Source organism: Bradyrhizobium sp. LeoB3, from assembly GCF_055456055.1.
The window spans coordinates 1-19528 of sequence record NZ_JBVBEF010000053.1 but is presented as its reverse complement, the minus strand read 5'-3'; the positions used below and the strand labels follow the sequence as shown (position 1 = coordinate 19528).

Annotated in this window: 22 protein-coding genes; 19 read left to right on the top strand and 3 right to left on the bottom strand. The window is 63.9% G+C overall.

Annotation, left to right across the window (positions count from 1 at the left end):
* Window positions 1-6 precede the first annotated feature (6 nt).
* The 9 genes from rpmD (at window position 7) to ACZXDY_RS28085 (ending at window position 7016) form a co-directional block, all read left to right on the top strand.
* The gene (rpmD, locus tag ACZXDY_RS28125; RefSeq protein WP_028168147.1) at window positions 7-201 is read left to right on the top strand and encodes a 50S ribosomal protein L30; all 195 of its coding nucleotides are present in this window, start codon (window positions 7-9) and stop codon (window positions 199-201) included.
* 20 nt (window positions 202-221) lie between these two features.
* Window positions 222-710, top strand: coding sequence for a 50S ribosomal protein L15 (gene rplO / locus ACZXDY_RS28120; protein ID WP_464347744.1), 489 nt, complete (start codon window positions 222-224; stop codon window positions 708-710).
* A 140-nt stretch (window positions 711-850) separates the two neighbouring features.
* Window positions 851-2182 carry a preprotein translocase subunit SecY gene (gene secY / locus ACZXDY_RS28115; RefSeq protein WP_028168145.1) on the top strand — a complete coding sequence of 444 codons (1332 nt, stop codon included), beginning with the start codon at window positions 851-853 and terminating at the stop codon, window positions 2180-2182.
* 79 nt (window positions 2183-2261) lie between these two features.
* The gene (locus ACZXDY_RS28110) at window positions 2262-3143 is read left to right on the top strand and encodes an adenylate kinase (protein ID WP_464347743.1); all 882 of its coding nucleotides are present in this window, start codon (window positions 2262-2264) and stop codon (window positions 3141-3143) included.
* Window positions 3144-3330: 187 nt separating this feature from the next.
* Entirely contained in the window at window positions 3331-3699 is a 369-nt protein-coding gene (gene rpsM, locus ACZXDY_RS28105; RefSeq protein ID WP_028168143.1) for a 30S ribosomal protein S13, read from the top strand.
* Window positions 3700-3813: 114 nt separating this feature from the next.
* Window positions 3814-4203 (top strand): 30S ribosomal protein S11, encoded by a 390-nt coding sequence (gene rpsK / locus ACZXDY_RS28100; RefSeq protein WP_006021048.1) that lies wholly within the window; start codon window positions 3814-3816, stop codon window positions 4201-4203.
* 111 nt (window positions 4204-4314) lie between these two features.
* Window positions 4315-5346 (top strand): DNA-directed RNA polymerase subunit alpha, encoded by a 1032-nt coding sequence (locus tag ACZXDY_RS28095; RefSeq protein ID WP_035692244.1) that lies wholly within the window; start codon window positions 4315-4317, stop codon window positions 5344-5346.
* Between the two features lie 176 nt (window positions 5347-5522).
* On the top strand, window positions 5523-5939 hold the full coding sequence (rplQ, locus tag ACZXDY_RS28090) for a 50S ribosomal protein L17 (RefSeq protein ID WP_028168141.1): 417 nt from the start codon (window positions 5523-5525) through the stop codon (window positions 5937-5939).
* Between the two features lie 285 nt (window positions 5940-6224).
* Window positions 6225-7016: an SDR family NAD(P)-dependent oxidoreductase gene (locus tag ACZXDY_RS28085; RefSeq protein WP_028168140.1), complete on the top strand. Its 792-nt coding sequence runs from the start codon at window positions 6225-6227 to the stop codon at window positions 7014-7016.
* 120 nt (window positions 7017-7136) lie between these two features.
* Here the strand turns inward: ACZXDY_RS28085 and ACZXDY_RS28080 are convergent, their stop codons facing one another.
* Window positions 7137-8150 carry a zinc-binding alcohol dehydrogenase family protein gene (locus ACZXDY_RS28080; RefSeq protein WP_455997154.1) on the bottom strand — a complete coding sequence of 338 codons (1014 nt, stop codon included), beginning with the start codon at window positions 8148-8150 and terminating at the stop codon, window positions 7137-7139.
* A gap of 110 nt (window positions 8151-8260) precedes the next feature.
* Between ACZXDY_RS28080 and ACZXDY_RS28075 the strand changes: the two genes are divergently transcribed.
* The 3 genes from ACZXDY_RS28075 (at window position 8261) to ACZXDY_RS28065 (ending at window position 11433) form a co-directional block, all read left to right on the top strand.
* The gene (locus ACZXDY_RS28075) at window positions 8261-8638 is read left to right on the top strand and encodes a winged helix-turn-helix transcriptional regulator (protein ID WP_130225555.1); all 378 of its coding nucleotides are present in this window, start codon (window positions 8261-8263) and stop codon (window positions 8636-8638) included.
* Between the two features lie 69 nt (window positions 8639-8707).
* A complete protein-coding gene (locus ACZXDY_RS28070) occupies window positions 8708-10099 on the top strand; it encodes a DegQ family serine endoprotease (RefSeq protein WP_464347742.1) in 1392 nt (463 codons plus the stop codon).
* The gene (locus ACZXDY_RS28065; RefSeq protein WP_464347741.1) at window positions 10096-11433 is read left to right on the top strand and encodes a replication-associated recombination protein A; all 1338 of its coding nucleotides are present in this window, start codon (window positions 10096-10098) and stop codon (window positions 11431-11433) included. Before ACZXDY_RS28070 ends, ACZXDY_RS28065 begins: the two co-directional genes overlap by 4 nt.
* Window positions 11434-11454: 21 nt before the next feature.
* Here the strand turns inward: ACZXDY_RS28065 and ACZXDY_RS28060 are convergent, their stop codons facing one another.
* Window positions 11455-12255, bottom strand: a complete 801-nt coding sequence (locus ACZXDY_RS28060) for an LON peptidase substrate-binding domain-containing protein (RefSeq protein WP_028168136.1) — start codon at window positions 12253-12255, stop codon at window positions 11455-11457.
* A 316-nt stretch (window positions 12256-12571) separates the two neighbouring features.
* On the opposite strand from ACZXDY_RS28060, the gene ACZXDY_RS28055 reads away from it, so the two are divergent.
* The 6 genes from ACZXDY_RS28055 to ACZXDY_RS28030 all read left to right on the top strand — a co-directional run bounded on the left by ACZXDY_RS28055 (window position 12572) and on the right by ACZXDY_RS28030 (window position 18510).
* Window positions 12572-13777: an RluA family pseudouridine synthase gene (locus tag ACZXDY_RS28055; RefSeq protein WP_464347740.1), complete on the top strand. Its 1206-nt coding sequence runs from the start codon at window positions 12572-12574 to the stop codon at window positions 13775-13777.
* 437 nt (window positions 13778-14214) lie between these two features.
* The gene (locus tag ACZXDY_RS28050; protein WP_464347739.1) at window positions 14215-14988 is read left to right on the top strand and encodes an ATP12 family chaperone protein; all 774 of its coding nucleotides are present in this window, start codon (window positions 14215-14217) and stop codon (window positions 14986-14988) included.
* 88 nt (window positions 14989-15076) lie between these two features.
* Window positions 15077-16618, top strand: coding sequence for a flagellar hook-length control protein FliK (locus ACZXDY_RS28045; protein WP_464347738.1), 1542 nt, complete (start codon window positions 15077-15079; stop codon window positions 16616-16618).
* Window positions 16615-16881: an EscU/YscU/HrcU family type III secretion system export apparatus switch protein gene (locus ACZXDY_RS28040; protein WP_130225551.1), complete on the top strand. Its 267-nt coding sequence runs from the start codon at window positions 16615-16617 to the stop codon at window positions 16879-16881. The genes ACZXDY_RS28045 and ACZXDY_RS28040 overlap by 4 nt, the downstream gene beginning before the upstream one ends.
* A 68-nt stretch (window positions 16882-16949) precedes the next feature.
* Complete coding sequence (blaOXA, locus tag ACZXDY_RS28035; protein ID WP_464347756.1) at window positions 16950-17768, top strand: class D beta-lactamase; 819 nt, start codon at window positions 16950-16952, stop codon at window positions 17766-17768.
* A gap of 88 nt (window positions 17769-17856) precedes the next feature.
* Window positions 17857-18510, top strand: coding sequence for a carboxymuconolactone decarboxylase family protein (locus tag ACZXDY_RS28030; protein ID WP_464347737.1), 654 nt, complete (start codon window positions 17857-17859; stop codon window positions 18508-18510).
* Between the two features lie 63 nt (window positions 18511-18573).
* Here the strand turns inward: ACZXDY_RS28030 and ACZXDY_RS28025 are convergent, their stop codons facing one another.
* Complete coding sequence (locus ACZXDY_RS28025) at window positions 18574-18978, bottom strand: DUF4260 domain-containing protein (protein ID WP_028168128.1); 405 nt, start codon at window positions 18976-18978, stop codon at window positions 18574-18576.
* A gap of 146 nt (window positions 18979-19124) precedes the next feature.
* On the opposite strand from ACZXDY_RS28025, the gene ACZXDY_RS28020 reads away from it, so the two are divergent.
* Window positions 19125-19528, top strand: a 404-nt coding sequence (locus tag ACZXDY_RS28020) for a carboxyl transferase domain-containing protein (RefSeq protein ID WP_464347736.1), incomplete at its 3' end; no start/stop codon positions are given.

Here is a 19528-nt window from a genome sequence, read left to right as displayed (position 1 = left end):
TAAGAGATGGCCCAGGCCGCAAAGACGATCAAGGTCGAGCAGATCGGCAGCCCGATTCGCCGCCATCATTCGCAGCGTTCGACGCTGATCGGCCTCAAGCTCAACAAGATCGGCCGGGTTGCCGAGCATCAGGACACCCCTGAGGTTCGCGGCATGATCAGCAAGGTTCAACACCTCGTCCGCGTCGTCGGCGAGGGTTAAGACAGACAAGGAGAAGGGCGATGAAGCTCAGCGAGATCGCCGACAATCCCGGTTCGCGCAAGAAGCGCATGCGCATCGGCCGCGGTATCGGTTCGGGCAAGGGCAAGACCGGCGGCCGTGGCGGCAAGGGCCAGACCGCGCGTACCGGTGTGCGCATCAAGGGCTTTGAAGGCGGCCAGATGCCGCTGCATCGCCGCCTGCCGAAGCGCGGGTTCAACAACATCTTCAGGCTCGATTTTGCGGAAGTTAATCTCGACCGCCTGCAGCAGGCGGTCGACGCCAAGCAGCTCGACGCCGGAGCGATCGTGAACGCGGAAGCGCTGGTGAAGTCGGGCGTGCTGCGCCGCGCCAAGGACGGCGTGCGGCTGCTCGGCCGCGGCGAACTCACGGCCAAGCTCAACATCGAGGTGCATGGCGCTTCCAAGTCCGCGATTGCGGCGGTGGAGAAGGCCGGCGGTACGGTGAAGATCCTAGCGCCCGCCAAGAAGGAAGACGGCGAGGCGGCGTAACATCTGCGTCATTGCCTGGCTCGCGCAGGCAGGGACGGCAGAGAACGTTGGACTTATCGAAGCCGAGCACCAAATAATGTCCGGTGTCCGCCGATGATCCCACGGGGACGTCGGCGGGGGCTCCGGGAGAAAGCCGAAACATGGTCTCAGCAGCGGAACAACTCGCGTCCAACCTCAATTTCGCAGCGCTCGGCAAGGCCGAAGAGCTGAAGAAGCGCATCTGGTTCACGCTGGGTGCGCTGCTTGTTTATCGGCTCGGCACCTACATCCCGCTACCCGGCATCGACCCCAACGTGTGGGAGCAGGTGTTCCGTTCCCAGGCCGGCGGCATCCTCGGCATGTTCAACATGTTCGCCGGCGGCGGCATCCACCGCATGGCGATCTTCGCGCTGAACATCATGCCGTACATATCGGCATCGATCATCATCCAGCTCCTGACCACCGTCTCGCCGCAGCTCGAGGCCCTGAAGAAGGAAGGCGAGGCCGGCCGCAAGATCCTGAACCAGTACACGCGCTATCTCACCGTGATCCTGGCCGCGTTCCAGTCCTATGGCATCGCGGTGGGGCTCGAGGGCGCCGGCAACGTCGTTACCGACCCCGGCATGTTCTTCCGCCTCTCGACCGCGATCACGCTGACCGGCGGCACCATGTTCCTGATGTGGCTCGGCGAGCAGATCACCTCGCGCGGCATCGGCAACGGCATTTCGCTGATCATCCTGTCCGGCATCGTCGCGGAACTGCCGTCGGCGCTCGCCAACATGCTCGAACTCGGCCGCCAGGGCGCAATGTCGACCGGGCTGATCCTGGTCGTGATCGTGATGGCGGTCGCCGTGATCGCCTTCATCGTGTTCATGGAGCGCGCGCAGCGCCGCCTCCTGATCCAGTATCCGAAGCGTCAGGTCGGCAACAAGATGTTCGAGGGCCAGTCCTCGCATCTGCCGCTCAAGCTTAATACGTCGGGCGTGATCCCGCCGATCTTCGCGTCCTCGCTGCTGTTGCTTCCGACCACGGTAGCGAACTTCAACGCCGGCTCGGGCCCGGAATGGATGCAGTGGATCACCACCCAGCTCAGCCATGGCCGGCCGCTGTTCCTGATCCTCTATCTGGCGCTGATCGTGTTCTTCGCCTTCTTCTACACGGCGATCGTGTTCAACCCGACCGAGACCGCGGACAATCTGAAGAAGCACGGCGGCTTCATCCCCGGCATCCGGCCCGGCGAGCGCACCGCAGAATATATCGACTATGTGCTGTCGCGCATCACTGTGGTTGGCGCGATCTATCTTGCGATCGTATGTCTCATCCCGGAGATTCTGATTTCCTACGCCTCCGTGCCGTTCTACTTTGGCGGTACCTCGCTTCTGATCGTGGTCAGCGTGACCATGGATACGGTGGCACAGGTTCAGGGCTATCTGCTCGCCCATCAGTATGAAGGGCTGATCAGAAAGTCCAAGCTCAGGGGCCGTCGCCGCTGATAGAGCGGGACGCGGGCGGCGCAAAAGTCAAAACCAAGGGTGTGCGGATCGCGCTCACCAAGCCGGGGGGCGAAAACTCATGAGATTGATCCTTTTGGGGCCGCCGGGCTCGGGCAAGGGGACCCAGGCCGAGCGGCTGGTTCAGAAGCACGGTATTGTCCAGCTCTCGACCGGCGAGATGTTGCGCGCCGCGGTTGCCGCCGGCACGCCGATCGGGTTGCAGGCCAAGGACATCATGGCCGCGGGCGGGCTGGTGCCCGACGAGATCGTGGTCGGCATCATCTCCGATCGGATCGATCAGCCCGATGCCAAAAACGGCTTCATCCTCGACGGTTTTCCGCGCACGGTTCCGCAGGCCGAGGCGCTGGATGACCTTTTGAAGAAGAAGCGCCTCAAGCTCGATGCTGTGGTCGAGCTTCGCGTCAATGAGAGCGCGCTACTCGAGCGGGTAGAGAAGCGCGCCGCCGAGACGCGGGCGCGTGGCGAGGAAGTCCGCGCCGACGATACGCCGGAAGTGCTGACCAAGCGGCTGGCGAGCTACCGCGCCCAGACCGAACCCCTGATTCACTATTATTCCGAGCGCCGCAAGCTGCTTACCGTAGATGGCATGATGACCATCGAGCACGTTACGAGCGAGATCAACCGGATCCTGGAAGCGCTCGGCGCCACGGAACCCAAGGCTGGACGGCGTGCCGCTCCAGCGAAGCGTTCTGGGTCTGGAAGCGCCCGGAAGGGAACCAAGGCGCCTGCCAAGAAGGCGGCCGCCAAGGCCAAGGGGACTGGCAAGGCCAAGGAGGGGGCCGGCAAGGGAACCAAAAAGGCCGCCACCTCGGCCCGGAAGGCCCGCAAAACGGTCTCAAAGGCCGCCAAGGCGAGGGGCGTCGGCAAGGCCAAGAAGACGGTAAGGCAGGCCGCCAAACGGCCCGCAAAAAAGCTCACGAAAAAGCGAGCTAAGCGCTAGGAGCGGTTGACGAAACCGACATGAATCCTTTAATAAGCCTCGCATCCAAGTCGGATAGTTTTATGACGATGCCGGGCCCCGAAGGAACGAGGGGAGGGCGTCGTGTTCGCGTTTGTGGACACCTGCCCGAGATAGCAGAGATCTAGGAAGCACCGATCCCAGGGGATCGGCGACAGGAGAGAAGGCCGTGGCCCGTATTGCCGGCGTGAATATCCCAACCAACAAGCGCGTGCTGATCGCGCTTCAGTACATCCATGGCATCGGCCAGAAGAACGCGGCCGACATCGTGGAGAAGGTCAAGATCCCGCTGGACCGTCGCGTCAGCCAGCTCACTGACCAGGAAGTGCTGCAGATCCGCGAAGTGATCGACCGCGACTATGTTGTGGAAGGCGACCTTCGCCGCGAGACCGGCATCAACATCAAGCGGCTGATGGACCTCGGCTGCTATCGCGGCCTGCGCCATCGCCGTGGCCTGCCGGTGCGCGGCCAGCGCACCCACACCAATGCGCGTACGCGCAAGGGGCCGGCCAAGGCGATCGCCGGCAAGAAGAAGTAAGTTTGCGAATAGCGATTGGCGTTGGCGAAGAGAATCATTCGCCATGCGCCATTCGCGTTTTGAGGTGTAGCCGCTGGCATTACGGCGGCGTTGAGATCATAGGAAAGGTTTGGAATGGGCAAGGAAGCCACCCGCGTACGCCGCCGCGAACGCAAGAACATCGCCTCCGGCATCGCGCATGTGAATTCGTCGTTCAACAACACCACGATCACCATCACCGACGCGCAGGGCAACACCATTGCCTGGTCTTCCGCGGGCACGATGGGTTTTAAAGGGTCGCGCAAGTCGACTCCGTATGCCGCACAGGTCGCGGCGGAGGACGTTTCCAAGAAGGCGCAGGAACACGGCATGCGCACGCTGGAAGTCGAAGTCGCCGGTCCCGGTTCGGGCCGCGAGTCGGCGCTCCGCGCGCTGCAGGCCGCGGGCTTCACCGTCACCTCGATCCGCGACGTGACGACGATCCCGCACAATGGTTGCCGTCCGCGCAAGCGCCGGCGCGTCTGATTGTTGGTCGCGGGGCGGCTTTGCCGTCTCGCGATTGTTTTTGGAATTGACCGCGCGGACTAATCCGCGACGCCAGTAAGTTGATGTCGACTGGCCCAAATCGACTCACCAATGGGTGACACAGTGACGATCCAGAAGAATTGGCAGGAACTTATCCGACCAAACAAGCTGCAGGTGACGGCCGGCTCCGATGCCGCGCGGTTTGCGACCATTGTCGCCGAGCCGCTTGAGCGCGGCTTCGGCCAGACGCTCGGCAACGCGCTGCGCCGCATCCTGTTGTCCTCGCTGCAGGGCGCTGCCGTGCAGTCAGTGCACATCGATGGCGTGCTGCACGAGTTCTCCTCGATCGCGGGCGTCCGTGAAGACGTCACCGACATCGTCCTCAACATCAAGGACATCTCGATCAAGATGCAGGGCGAAGGCCCCAAGCGGATGGTCGTGAAGAAGCAGGGTCCGGGCGTTGTGACCGCCGGCGACATCCAGACCGTCGGCGACGTCGTGGTGCTCAATCCGGATCTCGTGCTCTGCACGCTGGATGATGGCGCCGAGATTCGTATGGAGTTCACGGTCTCGACCGGCAAGGGTTATGTGCCCGCCGAGCGCAACCGTCCCGAGGACGCGCCGATCGGCCTGATTCCGGTCGACAGCCTGTTCTCGCCGGTCCGCAAGGTCTCCTACAAGGTCGAGAACACCCGCGAGGGCCAAATCCTCGACTACGACAAGCTGACGATGACGATCGAGACCAACGGCGCGATCACGCCGGATGATGCCGTGGCCTATGCCGCGCGCATCCTGCAGGATCAGCTCAACGTGTTCGTCAATTTCGAGGAACCGCGCAAGGAAGTCGCCCAGGAGATCATCCCCGATCTCGCCTTCAACCCGGCGTTCCTCAAGAAGGTCGACGAGCTCGAACTGTCGGTGCGTTCGGCCAACTGCCTGAAGAACGACAACATCGTCTATATCGGCGACCTCGTGCAGAAGTCGGAAGCGGAAATGCTCCGCACCCCGAACTTCGGCCGCAAGTCGCTGAACGAGATCAAGGAAGTGCTGGCCCAGATGGGGCTGCATCTCGGCATGGAAGTGCCGGGCTGGCCGCCCGAGAACATCGACGAGCTCGCCAAGCGCTTCGAGGATCATTACTGATCCGGGATCATTACTGAGTTTTCGTCGTTCCGGGGCGATGCGGGAGCATCGAACCGGAACCTCGAGATTCCGGATCGCCGCTTCGCGACGTCCGGAATGACTGGGGCGAACACAGGAAGCCCACCTGGAAACATGTCCGACGAACCGTCGTGGCAGAGAGAGTCAAGGAATAGATCATGCGTCACGGAAGGGTTCATCGGAAGCTCAATCGCACGGCCGAGCATCGGCGGGCGATGTTCGCCAACATGGCTGCGGCCCTGATCAAGCACGAGCAGATCGTCACCACGCTGCCGAAGGCGAAGGAGCTGCGCCCGATCGTCGAGAAGCTGGTCACGCTCGGCAAGAAGGGCGGGCTGGCGCTGCGCCGCCAGGCGATTTCGGAGCTGCGCGACGTCGACATGGTCAAGAAGCTGTTCGACACGCTGGCGCCCCGCTACAAGGATCGTCAAGGCGGCTACACCCGCATCATCAAGGCCGGCTTCCGCTACGGCGATAACGCCGCGATGGCCGTGATCGAGTTCGTCGACCGCGATGTCGACGCCAAGGGCAAGGATTCCGGCCCGGTGCAGGAAAAGGAAGCCGAGGCGGCGTAAGCCTTCTCCGGCCTGGTTTTCAGAAAGCGGCGCCACCGAGCGCCGCTTTTTCATTTCGGTCCGTAAGATGGGTAGAGCGCAGCGAAACCCATCATTCGCTCGGCTTGTTTGGTCGCGATGGGTTTCGCTGCGCTCTACCCATCCTACGATTCTACGATTCCGCTCGGCGACGCTTTTCATTTTTGCACGGATACGTTGGCCCGACGTCAGCCATGCTGCATCAGGCAATTGCGTCCGTATCTCGGGCTCCCGATATCTCGGTGATCGAATTTACGGAGATACAGCATGAAGATCGATCTTTCGGGAAAGACCGCGCTCGTCACGGGCTCGACTGCCGGCATTGGACTGGCCATTGCCCGCGGCCTGGCGGCAACCGGCGCGGAGGTGATCGTCAACGGCCGCAACCAGCCCAAGATCGATGCCGCCGTCGCTGCGATTCAGAAGGCGGTCGCAGGCGCCAAGGTGCGCGGCATCGCCGCCGACGTTTCCACGGCCGCGGGATGCGAAGCGTTGCTATCGGCACAGCCTGATGTCGATATCCTCATCAACAATGCCGGCATCTTCGAACCGAAGAACTTCTTCGAGATTCCAGACGAGGACTGGACCCGCTTCTTCGAGGTCAACGTGATGTCAGGCGTGCGCCTGTCCCGTGGCTATATGCAGGGCATGCTGAAGCGCAACTGGGGCCGCATCGTCTTCATCGCCTCCGAATCCGCGCTCAGCATTCCGAAGGAGATGATCCAGTACGGCATGACCAAGACCGCGCAGCTTTCGATCTCGCGCGGGCTCGCTGAGCTGACCCGCGGCACGGCGGTGACCGTCAATTCGGTGATGCCCGGGCCGACCTTATCGGAAGGCGTGGACACCTTCGTCAAGGATCTCGCCAAGCAGAATGGAGAGCCGGAGGACGAGGCGATTGCGAACTTCGTCAAGCAGCACCGCCCGACCTCGCTCCTGCAGCGCTTCGCCAGCGTCGACGAGATCGCCAACATGGTGGTCTATGTTTCGTCGAAAGAGGCCTCCGCCACCAACGGCGCCGCGCTTCGCGTCGAAGGCGGTATCATCAACACCATCTGAGGGGGCTCGCGCTCCGTTATCTGCGAGTGGTAGAGTGGGCAAAGCGCAGCGTGCCCACCGTGTAACGCCGTGCTTGGGATGGTGGGCACGCTGCGCGTTGCCCACTCTACACGCGTGCGCCTACCACCCCTCCAGCACGATCTTGCCGCGCGACTTGCCGCTTTCGAGCAGCGCATGCGCGCGCTTCAGATTGGCCGCGTTGATGGTGCCGAACGTCTCGGCGAGCGTGGTGCGCAATACGCCCTTGTCGATGAGGTCGGCAACATCGTTCAGCAGATGATGCTGTGCGATCATGTCCGGCGTCTGGAACGAGGAGCGCGTGAACATCGATTCCCAGTGCACCGAGATCGCCTTGCCCTTGAACGCACTGACATTGAATTCCGGCGGGTCGTCGATCAGGCCGTACTTGCCCTGCGGCGCCATGAAGTCGGCGATCGCCTTGTAGTGCTGGTCGGTATAGGTGAGGCTGGCGACGAGGCCGACCGGCGGCAGCTTCAATTTCTCGATCTGCTCCTTCATCGGTTTGCCATGATCGACCACCGCATGCGCGCCGAGCTCCAGGCACCATTTCTGCGACTCCGGCCGCGTCGCGGTCGCGACCACCGTCAGGCCGGTCAGCCGCCGCGCAAGCTGGATCAGGATCGAGCCGACGCCGCCGGCGCCGCCGACGATCAGCAGCGTACGCGGATCGAGGCTCTTGCCGGGCACGGCGCCCAGCCGGTCAAATAGCAGTTCCCAGGCCGTGATCGAGGTCAGGGGCAGGGCGGCGGCCTGCGCGAACGACAGCGTCTTCGGTTTAGCGCCGACGATCCGCTCATCGACCAGATGGAATTCCGAATTGGTGCCCTGACGCAGGATCGAGCCCGCATAGAAGACCTCGTCCCCTCGCTTGAACAGGCTGACGTCGGGGCCGACAGCGTCGACTACGCCGGCCGCGTCGAAGCCCAGAATCTTGACCTCGCCCTCGGGCGGCGCGGCGCGCTTGCGCACCTTGTAGTCGACGGGATTGGCGGATATCGCCTTCACCGCGACCCGGATGTCGCGCCCTTTGGGCTCCGGTTTGGCGGCATCGAAATCGAACAGCGATTCTGCGTCCTCGATCGGCAGGGATTTCTTGTATCCGACGGCCTTCATTGCCTTCTCCCTTGTCTGGCTCCGATCTAACTCTCGCGCTGGCGCTCAGTTGGCAAGTACGGTAAATTCAGGGAACTAGTCCCTGTTTGGATACTATTGGAAGAAAGCCCATGAAACGGCGGAATTTTGCCCATCGGCCGGGCTGCGCGGTCGAGGCGACGCTCGACCTGATCGATGGCAAATGGAAGGGGGTCATCCTGTTCCATCTGTTGTCCGGGACCCAGCGGTTTGGCGAGTTGCGGCGGCGGATGCCCGGCATCACCCAGCGCATGCTGACCAAGCAACTCCGTGCGCTTGAAGAGGACAAGCTCATCATCCGCAAGGTTTATGCCGAGGTGCCGCCGCGGGTCGAATACACCGTGTCCGACATCGGCGAGAGCCTGCGGCCGGTGATCGAGATCCTCAAGCAATGGGGCGAGACTCACCGGGCGCAGCTGTCCTGTGCTCCCGCGCCCGATCCCATCGAAGCGGCGCAGACCGCCGCCTGAACGCAGCAATCGCTTCTCTCGCCACTGGCTCACGCTTATATCAAGACGACCAATTCCCGGGATTCTTGCATGATGCTCATTCGCCTAGCCGCCCTGTTGTTGATGTCTGCTGTCGCCGCGACGCCGGCGCTGGCGCAGGACCGCCGCGTGCCGTCTTCGCCGGCCGAACTGAAAATGTCCTACGCGCCGATCGTGCAGCGCGTGCAGCCGGCGGTCGTCAACGTCTACGCCGCCAAGACGGTGCAGACCCGCAATCCGTTCCTGGATGACCCGATCTTCCGCCGCTTCTTCGGCGTGCCCGGCCAGCCCGAGCAGATGCAGCGCTCGCTTGGCTCCGGCGTGATGGTCGATCCCTCCGGCCTCGTCGTCACCAACAACCACGTCATCGAGGGCGCCGATCAGGTGAAGATCTCGCTCGCCGACAAGCGCGAGTTCGAGGCCGAGATCGTGCTCAAGGACAGCCGCACCGACCTCGCGGTGCTGCGCGTGAAGGACTCGAAAGAGAAATTCGCGACGCTTGATTTCGCCAATTCCGACGAACTTCTGGTCGGCGACGTCGTGCTTGCGATCGGCAATCCCTTCGGCGTCGGCCAGACCGTGACGCATGGCATCATCTCGGCGCTCGCGCGCACGCAAGTCGGCATCACCGACTACCAGTTCTTCATCCAGACCGATGCGGCCATCAATCCCGGCAATTCCGGCGGCGCGCTGGTCGACATGACCGGGCGGCTCGCCGGCATCAACACCGCGATCTTCTCGCGCTCCGGCGGTTCGCAGGGCATCGGCTTTGCGATTCCCGCGAACATGGTGCGTGTTGTGGTGGCGTCCGCCAAGAGCGGCGGCAAGGCGGTGAAGCGGCCATGGCTTGGCGCGCGGCTGCAGGCGGTGACGCCTGACATCGCCGAGACGCTAGGATTGAAACTACCAAACGGCGCACTGGTCGCGAACGTCGCGCCCAACAGCCCGGCGGCGCATGCGGGGCTGAAGCCGTCAGACCTGATCGTTGCGATCGATGGCCAGACCATCGATGATCCCAACGCCTTCGACTACCGTTTTGCAACCCGTCCGCTCGGCGGCACCGCCCAGATCGATGTGCAGCGCGGCGGCAAGACCATCAAGCTCACCGTGCCGCTGGAGACCGCACCCGATACGGGGCGCGACGAGATCGTGCTGACCGCGCGCTCGCCGTTCCAGGGCGCCAAGGTGGCAAACATCTCGCCGGCGCTTGCGGACGAACTGCATCTCGATGCCGGGGTCGAAGGCGTGGTGGTTACCGATCTCGCCGATGACGGCACGGCCGCCAATGTCGGCTTCCAGAAGGGAGACATCATCCTTGCCGTCAACAACCAGAAGATCGCGCGCACCGGCGATCTCGAGAAGGCCTCGAAAGCGACGTCGCGGATCTGGCGCATCACCCTGGTGCGCGGCGGCCAGCAGATCAACGTGACGCTCGGCGGATGAACGCGAAGCGTCAGCGCGAACCCAGCACCAATCTCTTTGCCGCGGCAGGGATGGAGCAGGATGCGCCGCGTCCGCTCCCCGATCGGCTCCGTCCGCACCACCTTTCCGACGTCGTCGGCCAGGATCACATCCTCGGCCCCGATGGCGCGCTGACGCGCATGCTGGAGACGCGCACGCTGGGCTCGCTGATTTTCTGGGGCCCGCCGGGCACTGGCAAGACCACGGTGGCGCGGCTTCTGGCCGACGCGACCGAACTGCATTTCGAGCAGATTTCAGCGGTGTTTTCCGGGGTTGCCGATCTGAAGAAGGCGTTCGACGCGGCGCGCGCGCGGCGCGAGACCGGCAAGGGCACGCTGCTGTTCGTCGACGAGGTCCACCGCTTCAACCGCGCGCAGCAGGATTCCTTCCTGCCCGTGATGGAAGACGGCACGGTGGTCTTGGTCGGCGCCACCACCGAGAATCCGTCCTTCGAGCTCAACGCCGCGCTCCTGTCGCGGGCACGCGTGCTGGTGTTCCATTCGCTCGATACCGAAGCGATCGAAAAGCTCTACGCCCATGCCGAAGAGGTCGAAGGCAGGAAGCTGCCGCTGGATGCGGAGGCGCGCGCCGTGCTGGTGCGGATGGCCGACGGCGACGGCCGCGCCGCGCTGACGCTGGCCGAAGAGGTCTGGCGCTCTGCGCGGAAGGACGAGGTTTTCACGCCCGCCCAGTTGCAGGACATCCTGCAGCGCCGCGCGCCGATCTACGACAAATCCGCCGACGGCCATTACAACCTGATCTCGGCGCTGCATAAATCAGTGCGCGGCTCTGATCCGGACGCGGCGTTGTATTACTTCGCGCGCATGCTCGATGCCGGCGAGGATCCGCTGTTCCTGGCGCGGCGTGTGGTACGCATGGCGGTGGAGGACATCGGCCTTGCCGATCCGCAGGCGCTGGTGATCGCCAATGCCGCCAAGGACGCCTATGATTTTCTCGGCTCGCCCGAGGGCGAACTCGCGATCGCGCAGGCCGTGGTCTATGTCGCCACCGCGCCGAAATCGAATGCCGTCTACACCGCATTCGGTGCGGCGAAGCAGGTCGCGAAGGAGGGGGGCTCACTGCTTCCGCCCAAGCACATCCTGAACTCCCCGACCAAATTGATGAAGTCGGAAGGCTACGGCGCCGGCTACCAGTACGACCACGATGCGCCCGACGCCTTCTCCGGCCAGGACTACTTTCCGGAAGCCTTGGGCCGCCAGACCTTTTACGATCCGCCCGACCGCGGCTTCGAGCGCGAAATCCGCAAGCGGCTGGACTATTGGGCAAGGCTCAGGAAGGAGCGGGGCGGCACATAGACCGCCCCGACTCTCAAATCGCTAGCTCGTCTTGGCGGGCGCGCCGGCGCGCATCCAGCCGAGGATGGTTTCGAGCCTTGCGACCACATCCCGGATTTCCAGAGCCTGTTGCATCTTTTCGACGCCGACCTCCAGGAGCTGGACGACGACGTCGGCAAGCACGCCTGGCTCGCCGGCATAGCGATAGAGCGATTGCGGCGGCACCGTGTTGGTGGAGCTCCGATACGCCTCGAAGATTTCACTCGTCAACGCGAAAGCCTCTGTATCGAGTGTGCGCACCTCTTCGAGCGGCACGACCTCGGCCGCGAGGAAATCGGCCGCTGCGGGTCTGAGGACGGCGACGCGCTTGCCGCAGGAAACCCTTACCTTCTGGTTTCCATTCGGCAATTCGACACGGTTCATGATATCGGCAACGACGCCGACCGAATAAAGCGCCTCGAAATCCGGATCGTCGTCTTCGGCGCGCCGCTGGGTAATCACGACGATACGCCCGTCATTGGCGGCCGCGCTCTCGACCGCGCGCCGCGTCTTCTCGCGTCCGACGAACATCGGGGAAATCAACTGCGGGAAGAATACGATGTCCCGCATCGGCGCGACGGGGATCACGGTGCCACCGTTGAGCGATGGGGCAGGGGGGCTCTTGCTGTGCGCGGCAACCGGCTGGCTTGACTGGATGGCCGCCGACAGCACGTTCCAGTCGTGAAAGCCCAGGGTCTTGGCGACCAGTTCAAGGCTCTCGCTGTGGCTGACGGAAATCGATTTGGTCTTGAGCGCATCGCGCAGCGTCTGCGCCATGGCCTTGGCATCGCGGAAATCGCGCATGGATCGTCCTCTGCTGTAAGCGAACGAGAAATCGTCAGGTGCTTGCGTTGCTGACTCGTTCGCCGGGGCAAAGGAAGCCGGAAGCGGCTCGATACGTTCACCATACCCTGTTCGGGCGCAAGCAGCGGGTCGTATCCACCCGCAGAAAATATGCATGGCGTTCCCGACACTGTCAACGAGTATAGGCGGCTCGTTGCACGCGTCTCGTCAAACCGACGTCACTTTTGAAGGTTTTGCGCGGGATTTGCGGCGATTTCGCCGTGACGGCCAGCCGCATTTGCGCTACGCAACACTCGACCTCTGGAGCCGAAACAGCATGAGCCGCCGCGTCAAGAGACCATTGTCAAAATCGGGCGATCGTGGTGATCGCCCGAAGGGCGCGCGGCCCTTTCGCAATCGTCACGAGGGCGATCGGCCGCCGATGCACCGCGCGGGCGCAAAGCCGCCGCGCTTTGCCCAGCCGCGGCGGGAGAAATCGGCCCCGCCCGTTGCAGCAGAGCCCGCGAAAGCTGCCGCCGAGCTGCCGTTGCCGACAAAGGTCCAAACGGTCACCGTGACCGCCGACGAGAACAACATGCGCGTCGACCGGTTTCTCGAGGCGCGGTTTCCCGGGCTGTCGTTCTCCCATATCCAGCGCATCGTTCGAAAGGGCGAGCTGCGCGTCAACGGCAAGCGCGCCGACAGCAAGGATCGGTTGGAGGAGGGACAGAGCGTACGCATTCCGCCGTTGAAGCTCGATGCCCCGAAGGTGGTTGGTCAGCTCTCCGAGGCCGCGACGAAGACGCTCGCCGCGCTGAAGGAGATGACGCTGTTCGAGGATGCCGACGTGCTGGTGCTGAACAAGCCCGCCGGGCTTGCCGTGCAGGGCGGCTCCGGCACCACGCGCCATGTCGACCAGATGCTGGAAGTGATGCGCGACGCCAAGGGCCAGAAGCCGCGCCTGGTGCACCGGATCGACAAGGAGACCTCGGGCTGTCTCCTGGTTGCGAAAACGCGCTTTGCCGCGACGCATCTGACCGGCGCGTTTCGTTCGCGCTCGGCGCGTAAGATCTATTGGGCGCTGGTGGCCGGCGTGCCGAAGCCGAAGCAGGGCCGCATCTCGACCTACCTTGCGAAAGAGGAGGGCGAGGACGACACGATCATGCGGATCGCCGCCCATGGCGACGAGGGCGCGAGCCACGCCGTGACCTATTACGCGGTGGTCGAAACCGCGGCGCAGAAGTTGGGGTGGGTATCGCTGAAGCCGGTCACGGGACGCACCCACCAGTTGCGCGCGCATATGGCGCATATTGGTCACGCCATCGTGGGCGATCCCAAATATTTCAATCGTGAGAATTGGGAACTTCCGGGCGGGTTGCAGAACAGGCTGCATCTGCTTGCGCGCCGCATCGTGATTCCGCATCCGCGCGGCGGCGTCATCGACGTTAGCGCGCCGCTGCCGCCGCACATGCAGCAATCCTGGAACCTGCTGGGGCTTGACACCAGCCGGTTCGACCCGATCGAGAACGCGCCTGAAGAATAATTTATTTGCAGTTTCGCCGGGGCGTTCCAACATATCCTGTATGAAGCATTCTGCGCTCTTGCTCGTGCTTGCCTTGCTGCTCGCAGCGCCCCCTGCGTCAGCACAGTTCATTGCGCCTGGCAGTAACCCGAACCTGCTTCCGCCGCCTCCCTCGCCGCCGCCCCCAAAGATTGTGGCGCCGACGACGCCGATGATGCGCGGCGAACCAGAAGCTCAGTTGCAGCCACTGCCAAGTCCCCGCGCGTCGACCCGCAGATCATTCAGCGACCGTGTCAGAGGCTGCCTCGACGAGGGCGCGGCTGCTGGCCTGGATCCTGCCGATCGCGCCGCCTATTCGCGCAGTTGCGCCGCCCGTGACTGACTGCTGATCTGGCCAGCTTTATTTGCCGCGGCGCCTGCCTTATCCTGCTAGCAGACGAAGCCCAACGGAAGCTTGCATGCGCGAAATGTTCGATGAAGAGGCGGGACAATCCCCGCTGGATCCGCAGGAGGCAGCACGCCGCAACGTGCGCGCGCCGCAGCGCAAGCGCTTCTATAAAGGCGCCGATGTCGCAGAAGACGAGGGCGGCTTTGCCGTGACGCTCGACGGCCGGCCGATCCGTACGCCATCGGGAAAGAAGGTGACGGTGCCCGCGCGCGCAATCGCGGACGCCGTCGCTGCCGAGTGGAACGCGCAAGGAGAGATGATCGATCCGCTGACCATGCCGCTGACGCGGTTTGCCAACAGCGTCATCGAAGGCGTGGTCGATCGCGTCGACGTGGTCGCGGCCGACGTCGCAAAATATCTCGCTTCGGATCTGCTGTTCTATCGCGCCGGCCACCCCGAGGCGCTGGTCGCCCGCGAGGCCGAGCATTGGGACCCGATCCTGTTCTGGGCCGCGGATACGCTCGGCGCGCATTTCATCCTCGCGGAGGGGATCGTGCACGTCGCCCAGCCGGAAAGCGCGATCAAAGCCGCGCGCGAGGCGTTTCCGAGCGATCCATGGTCGGTGGCGGCGTTGCATGTGGTGACGACGCTCACCGGATCGGCATTGCTTGCGCTGGCGTTGACCCACGGTTTTCGCGACGCCGCCCAGATCTGGACCGCTGCGCATGTCGACGAGGACTGGAACGTCGAGCAATGGGGCGTGGACGAGGAGGTCGCCGCGCGCCGCGCCGCACGGCTGGTCGATTTCAATGCGGCCGCCAGCATCCTGAAGACGCTGAACTGAGTTCCTTTACCGCAGCCTCCACCTGCTAAGTTAACGGGAGGTTTACGGCGCGGAGGTAGGCTCTAGCCTTCCAGCCGAGACCTCCGACATGGCGCTGACCATCAATCCCGTGCTGCCGGTGCTTTCCGCCAAGGAGGTGGGCAGCGTCGCGCCCGATCTCGTTCTGCAGCCGGGAAGCGTGATCAATGCGCAGGTGCTGAAAGTGCTCTCCGCCGACCTGGTGCGGATCGCGATCTCGAGCCTGTCGATCGACGTGCTCTCGGAAGTTCCCTTGAAGGAAGGTCAGGCGCTGCAGCTCGCAGTGTCCCAGACCAAAGACGGGATCCGTCTTGCGATGCTCGGGCAGGGCGATGCCGTCGCCGACGACGCGGTGACGCTATCGCCCGACGCGCAGCTCGCCGCCGCCAATCCCTCGACCACGACGGCTCAGCCCAAAAACGTACTCACACCGGTGGAGCGCGCGGCCGTCGCCAACGCTACGCAAAATGCAGCGACGGTGCAGCAGAGCCTGGCGCCGCTGTTTGCCAATCTCGGCGCGCTGACCGCCGCTGGCAACCTTCCGCCGAGGCTGCAGCAGGCGATTGCGCAAGTGCTGACGCAGCAGACCCGTCTCCACCAGAACCTTGACGGTGGCGATATCAAGACGGCGTTCGAGCGCTCCGGCCTGTTCCGCGAGGCGTCGCTGGCTGCTGGCACCGCATCGCCGGCCGCGGGCGCCCCCGATCTGAAGGCCGCGCTGATCGTGCTGCGGCAGACCCTGCAGTCATCGCTCGGCACGGCGAATCCGGCGCCATCGGCCGCCACCGCCCAGGGACAGGCCGCGGCTCATCCCGTACTCACCCAAAATCTCGTGCCATCCGATATCGAGGTCGAGGAAATCCTGCTGCCGCAGGCGCGCCTTCCGGTCGCTGACGACCTGGTGATGCCGGGCAGCCTCGGCCGAGGCCCATCGAATGCGGGCTCCTCCGCCGGTGCGACGCTGAATCTGCTGCAGGAACTCGGCAATTCCGCGCGTCTCACTGACATCGCGACCGATGTCACCGTTCACACCAACACGCCGCCACCGCCGTTCCGCGGCGCGCTGCCGACCGCCCAGCCCGTCGCCTCGCCATCCGTGGCGCCGGATATGCCGCTCGCCGCCGTCGCTCATCATCTGCTTGGCGACACTGATGCCGCGTTGGCGCGGCAGACGCTGCTGCAGGTGGCGTCCCTGCCGGACCGCATCGATCCCGCGAACCCACAGATCGATACCTCCTCGCCGCGCTGGCAGTTCGAAATCCCGTTCGCGACGCCACAGGGCACCGCGATGGCCCAGTTCGAGATTTCCCGCGACGGCGGCGGCGGTGTTGAGGCCGAGGCCGCCACGCGCATCTGGCGGGCGCGTTTCTCGCTCGATGTCGAACCGGCGGGCCCGATCCACGCGCTGATCTCGCTCATCGGCGACAAGACTTCGGTGCGGATGTGGGCGGAACGCCCGGCGACCGCCGCGCAGCTTCGCGCCGGCGCCCCGCAGTTGAGCCAGGCGCTGAGCCGGGCCGAGCTTCTGCCCGGCGACATCGTGATCCAGGACGGCGCGCCGCCGCAGGCAGCACCGGCTCGCGCCGGCCATTTCCTGGACCGCGCGCTATGACCGTCGAGACCAAGAGCCAGCTCGCGGTCGCCCTGCATTACGACCACGGCGGTGCGCCGACGGTGGTTGCCAAGGGCAGGGGCGCGATTGGCGCCAAGATCATCGAGCTTGCGAAAGCCCACGACATCCCGATCGAGGAGAACGAGGTCCTGGCGGGCGCACTTTCCAATGTCGAGCTCGGCGACGAGATCCCCGTCGAGCTCTACAAGGCGGTAGCTGAAGTGCTGGTGTTCGTGCTGCGCCTCTCGGGCCGCGGCCGGTAAGGTTCTTGCCATCGTTTCATCACGATGGCATCCATCATGGCCTGCTCCTCAAGCCATCAGGTTCAGCCGTGATCAATCGCCGCCAAGCGCTCGGTCTTCTCACCGCCGCGTCCGTTCTGCCGACGCGCAGCCTCGCCAACGTGTCCTACCAGCGCAACGAGTTTCGCGACAGCCTGGCGCGGCGATTCTTCGAGCTCGGCACCGAGGGGACCTTCGTCGCCTACAAGGTCGACGACTACCTGATCATCGCCAGCGACAAGCGGAGGTCGAGCGAGGGCAAATTGCCGGCCTCGACCTTCAAGATCCCGAACTCGATCATCGCGCTGGACACCGGCGTGGTCGAGGATCCCGACAAGGACGTGTTCAAATGGGATGGCGTGACGCGCAGCATCGAGGCCTGGAACAAGGACCATACGCTGCGCTCGGCGATCGCCGTTTCCGCGGTGCCGGTCTATCAGGAGATCGCGCGGCGCATCGGCGAGGAGCGGATGAAGAAATATGTCGATCTGCTCGAATACGGCAACCAAGACATCGGCGGCGGCATCGACCAGTTCTGGCTGACGGGAAACCTCCGCATCGATCCGGTGCAGCAGATCGATTTCGTGGACCGGCTGCGGCGCGGCACGTTGCCGGTCTCCAAGCGCGCCCAGGAATTGACGCGCGACATCCTGCCCGTGACGAAGGTGGGAGATGCCACCATCCGCGCCAAGAGCGGCCTCGTCGGCGCCGAGGTAGGCAAGCCTTCGCTCGGCTGGCTGGTCGGCTGGGTCGAGAAGGGGTCCTCCGTCACCGTGTTCGCGATGAACATGGACTGCAAGAACGAGAGCCACATCGCCGCCCGCATGACCGTGACGCAGCAATGCCTCGCCGACATCGTAGCGTATTGATGGGCTGATGCGCGCCCGCACCGGCTGGTGCGCAAATCAACGCCAGACTAACATCTCCGTACAATGAAAAAATCGTACGGAGGAAACCATGCATTCTGCTTCAGTCTGGCTCTCGTCGCTCACACTTGCCGCCGCCGGCGGCTGGTTCGCGGCCACGATGTTTGCCGCACCGGCGACCAGCAAGGAGCCGCGCTTTCCGCAGCTCACCATGGACCAGCTCGACGAAAAGCAGCGACCGCTCGGCGAGCAGATCATGAAGGTCTCGAGCGTCGGCATCGGCGGCCCCTACAACCCGATGATCCGCAGCCCCGTGCTTGGGCAGCGGCTGTTCGACCTGTTCTATTATTTGCGCTGGCAGACCTCGGTCCCGACCAAGCTCAATGAATTTGCAATCCTGATCATTGGTCGGCAATGGCGCTCGCAGGTCGAATGGTTTGCGCATGCACCGCTCGCGGCCAAGGCCGGCCTGTCACCCGATATCATTGTCGAGCTGAAAGCCAACAAGCGACCGTCGCACATGGCCGAGGATGAGGCCGCGGTCTATGATTTCGTCACTGAGCTCACCACCACCAAGAAGGTATCCGACGAAACCTATGCGCGGACGAAGAAGGTGTTCAACGATCAGCAGATCGTGGATTTGACCGCGGTCGCCGGCAACTATGTCATGGTCGCGATGATGCTTGCCATGGCGGAGGAGACCGTGCCGCCCGGCAAGGAGGAGCCGTTCAAGGCAGGGGAGTGATGGAGCTGCGGCGAACGAGGGCGGTGAACGGCCGGGATTGTCCCGGCCGTCGGATGATCAAGTCTAAGGCGACTTCGCCCTTCCGATCCGTCCCATGTGAGTGAAGCCGAATCCCGCCTGATATTTCAGTCCGTAGCCGAGCGCGCGGTCGATGCCGATATGGGCGAGCCAGATCATTGCGATCGAGAGCACCAGCGGCTCGGCGGTCGCAAAGCCAACGGTCATCAGGGCCACGGGCGCCATGTAGCTGTGGGCGGCATTGTAGATGACCGCGCCCTCCTTGGGGCCGAATGCATAGCCGGCGAAGCTCAAATCGGGTGCCAGGAACAGGATCGCGTAGACCCACCACGAGCCGCCCCAGACCCCGTACAGCACCGTCATGCCCACAAACAGCGTCAGGCCTTCCAGCCTGAGCAATAGGCGGACGCCGCCCGTGACCGAGCCGGCCTCAGCTGCCGTGTTATCCATGGTCTTTCTCCCCCAATTTGCGCTGATCAGATACCGCCGGTGCCCGGGATTCGGGGCAAGAAGGTGGTTTCCGGTTCAGAAAATGCCGTGTTAGAACCCCGCGCGGGTTCCAGCACCCAATCACTAGCTAATGCGGGCGGAAGCAAATGAAAGATATCCTCGACACCCTCGAAGAGCGGCGCGCCGGCGCCAAGTTGGGCGGCGGCGTCAAGCGCATCGAGGCGCAGCATGCCCGCGGCAAGCTGACGGCGCGGGAGCGCATCGAGCTGCTGCTGGACAAGGGATCGTTCGAGGAATTCGACATGTTCGTCGAGCACCGCTCGACCGAATTCGGCATGGAGAAGACCAAGGTTCCCGGCGACGGCGTCGTCACCGGATGGGGCACCGTCAACGGCCGCAAGACCTTCGTCTTTGCCAAGGATTTCACCGTGTTCGGCGGCTCGCTGTCGGAGACGCATGCGCTGAAGATCACCAAACTCCAGGACATGGCGATGAAGGCGCGGGCGCCGATCATCGGCCTCTATGACGCCGGCGGCGCCCGCATCCAGGA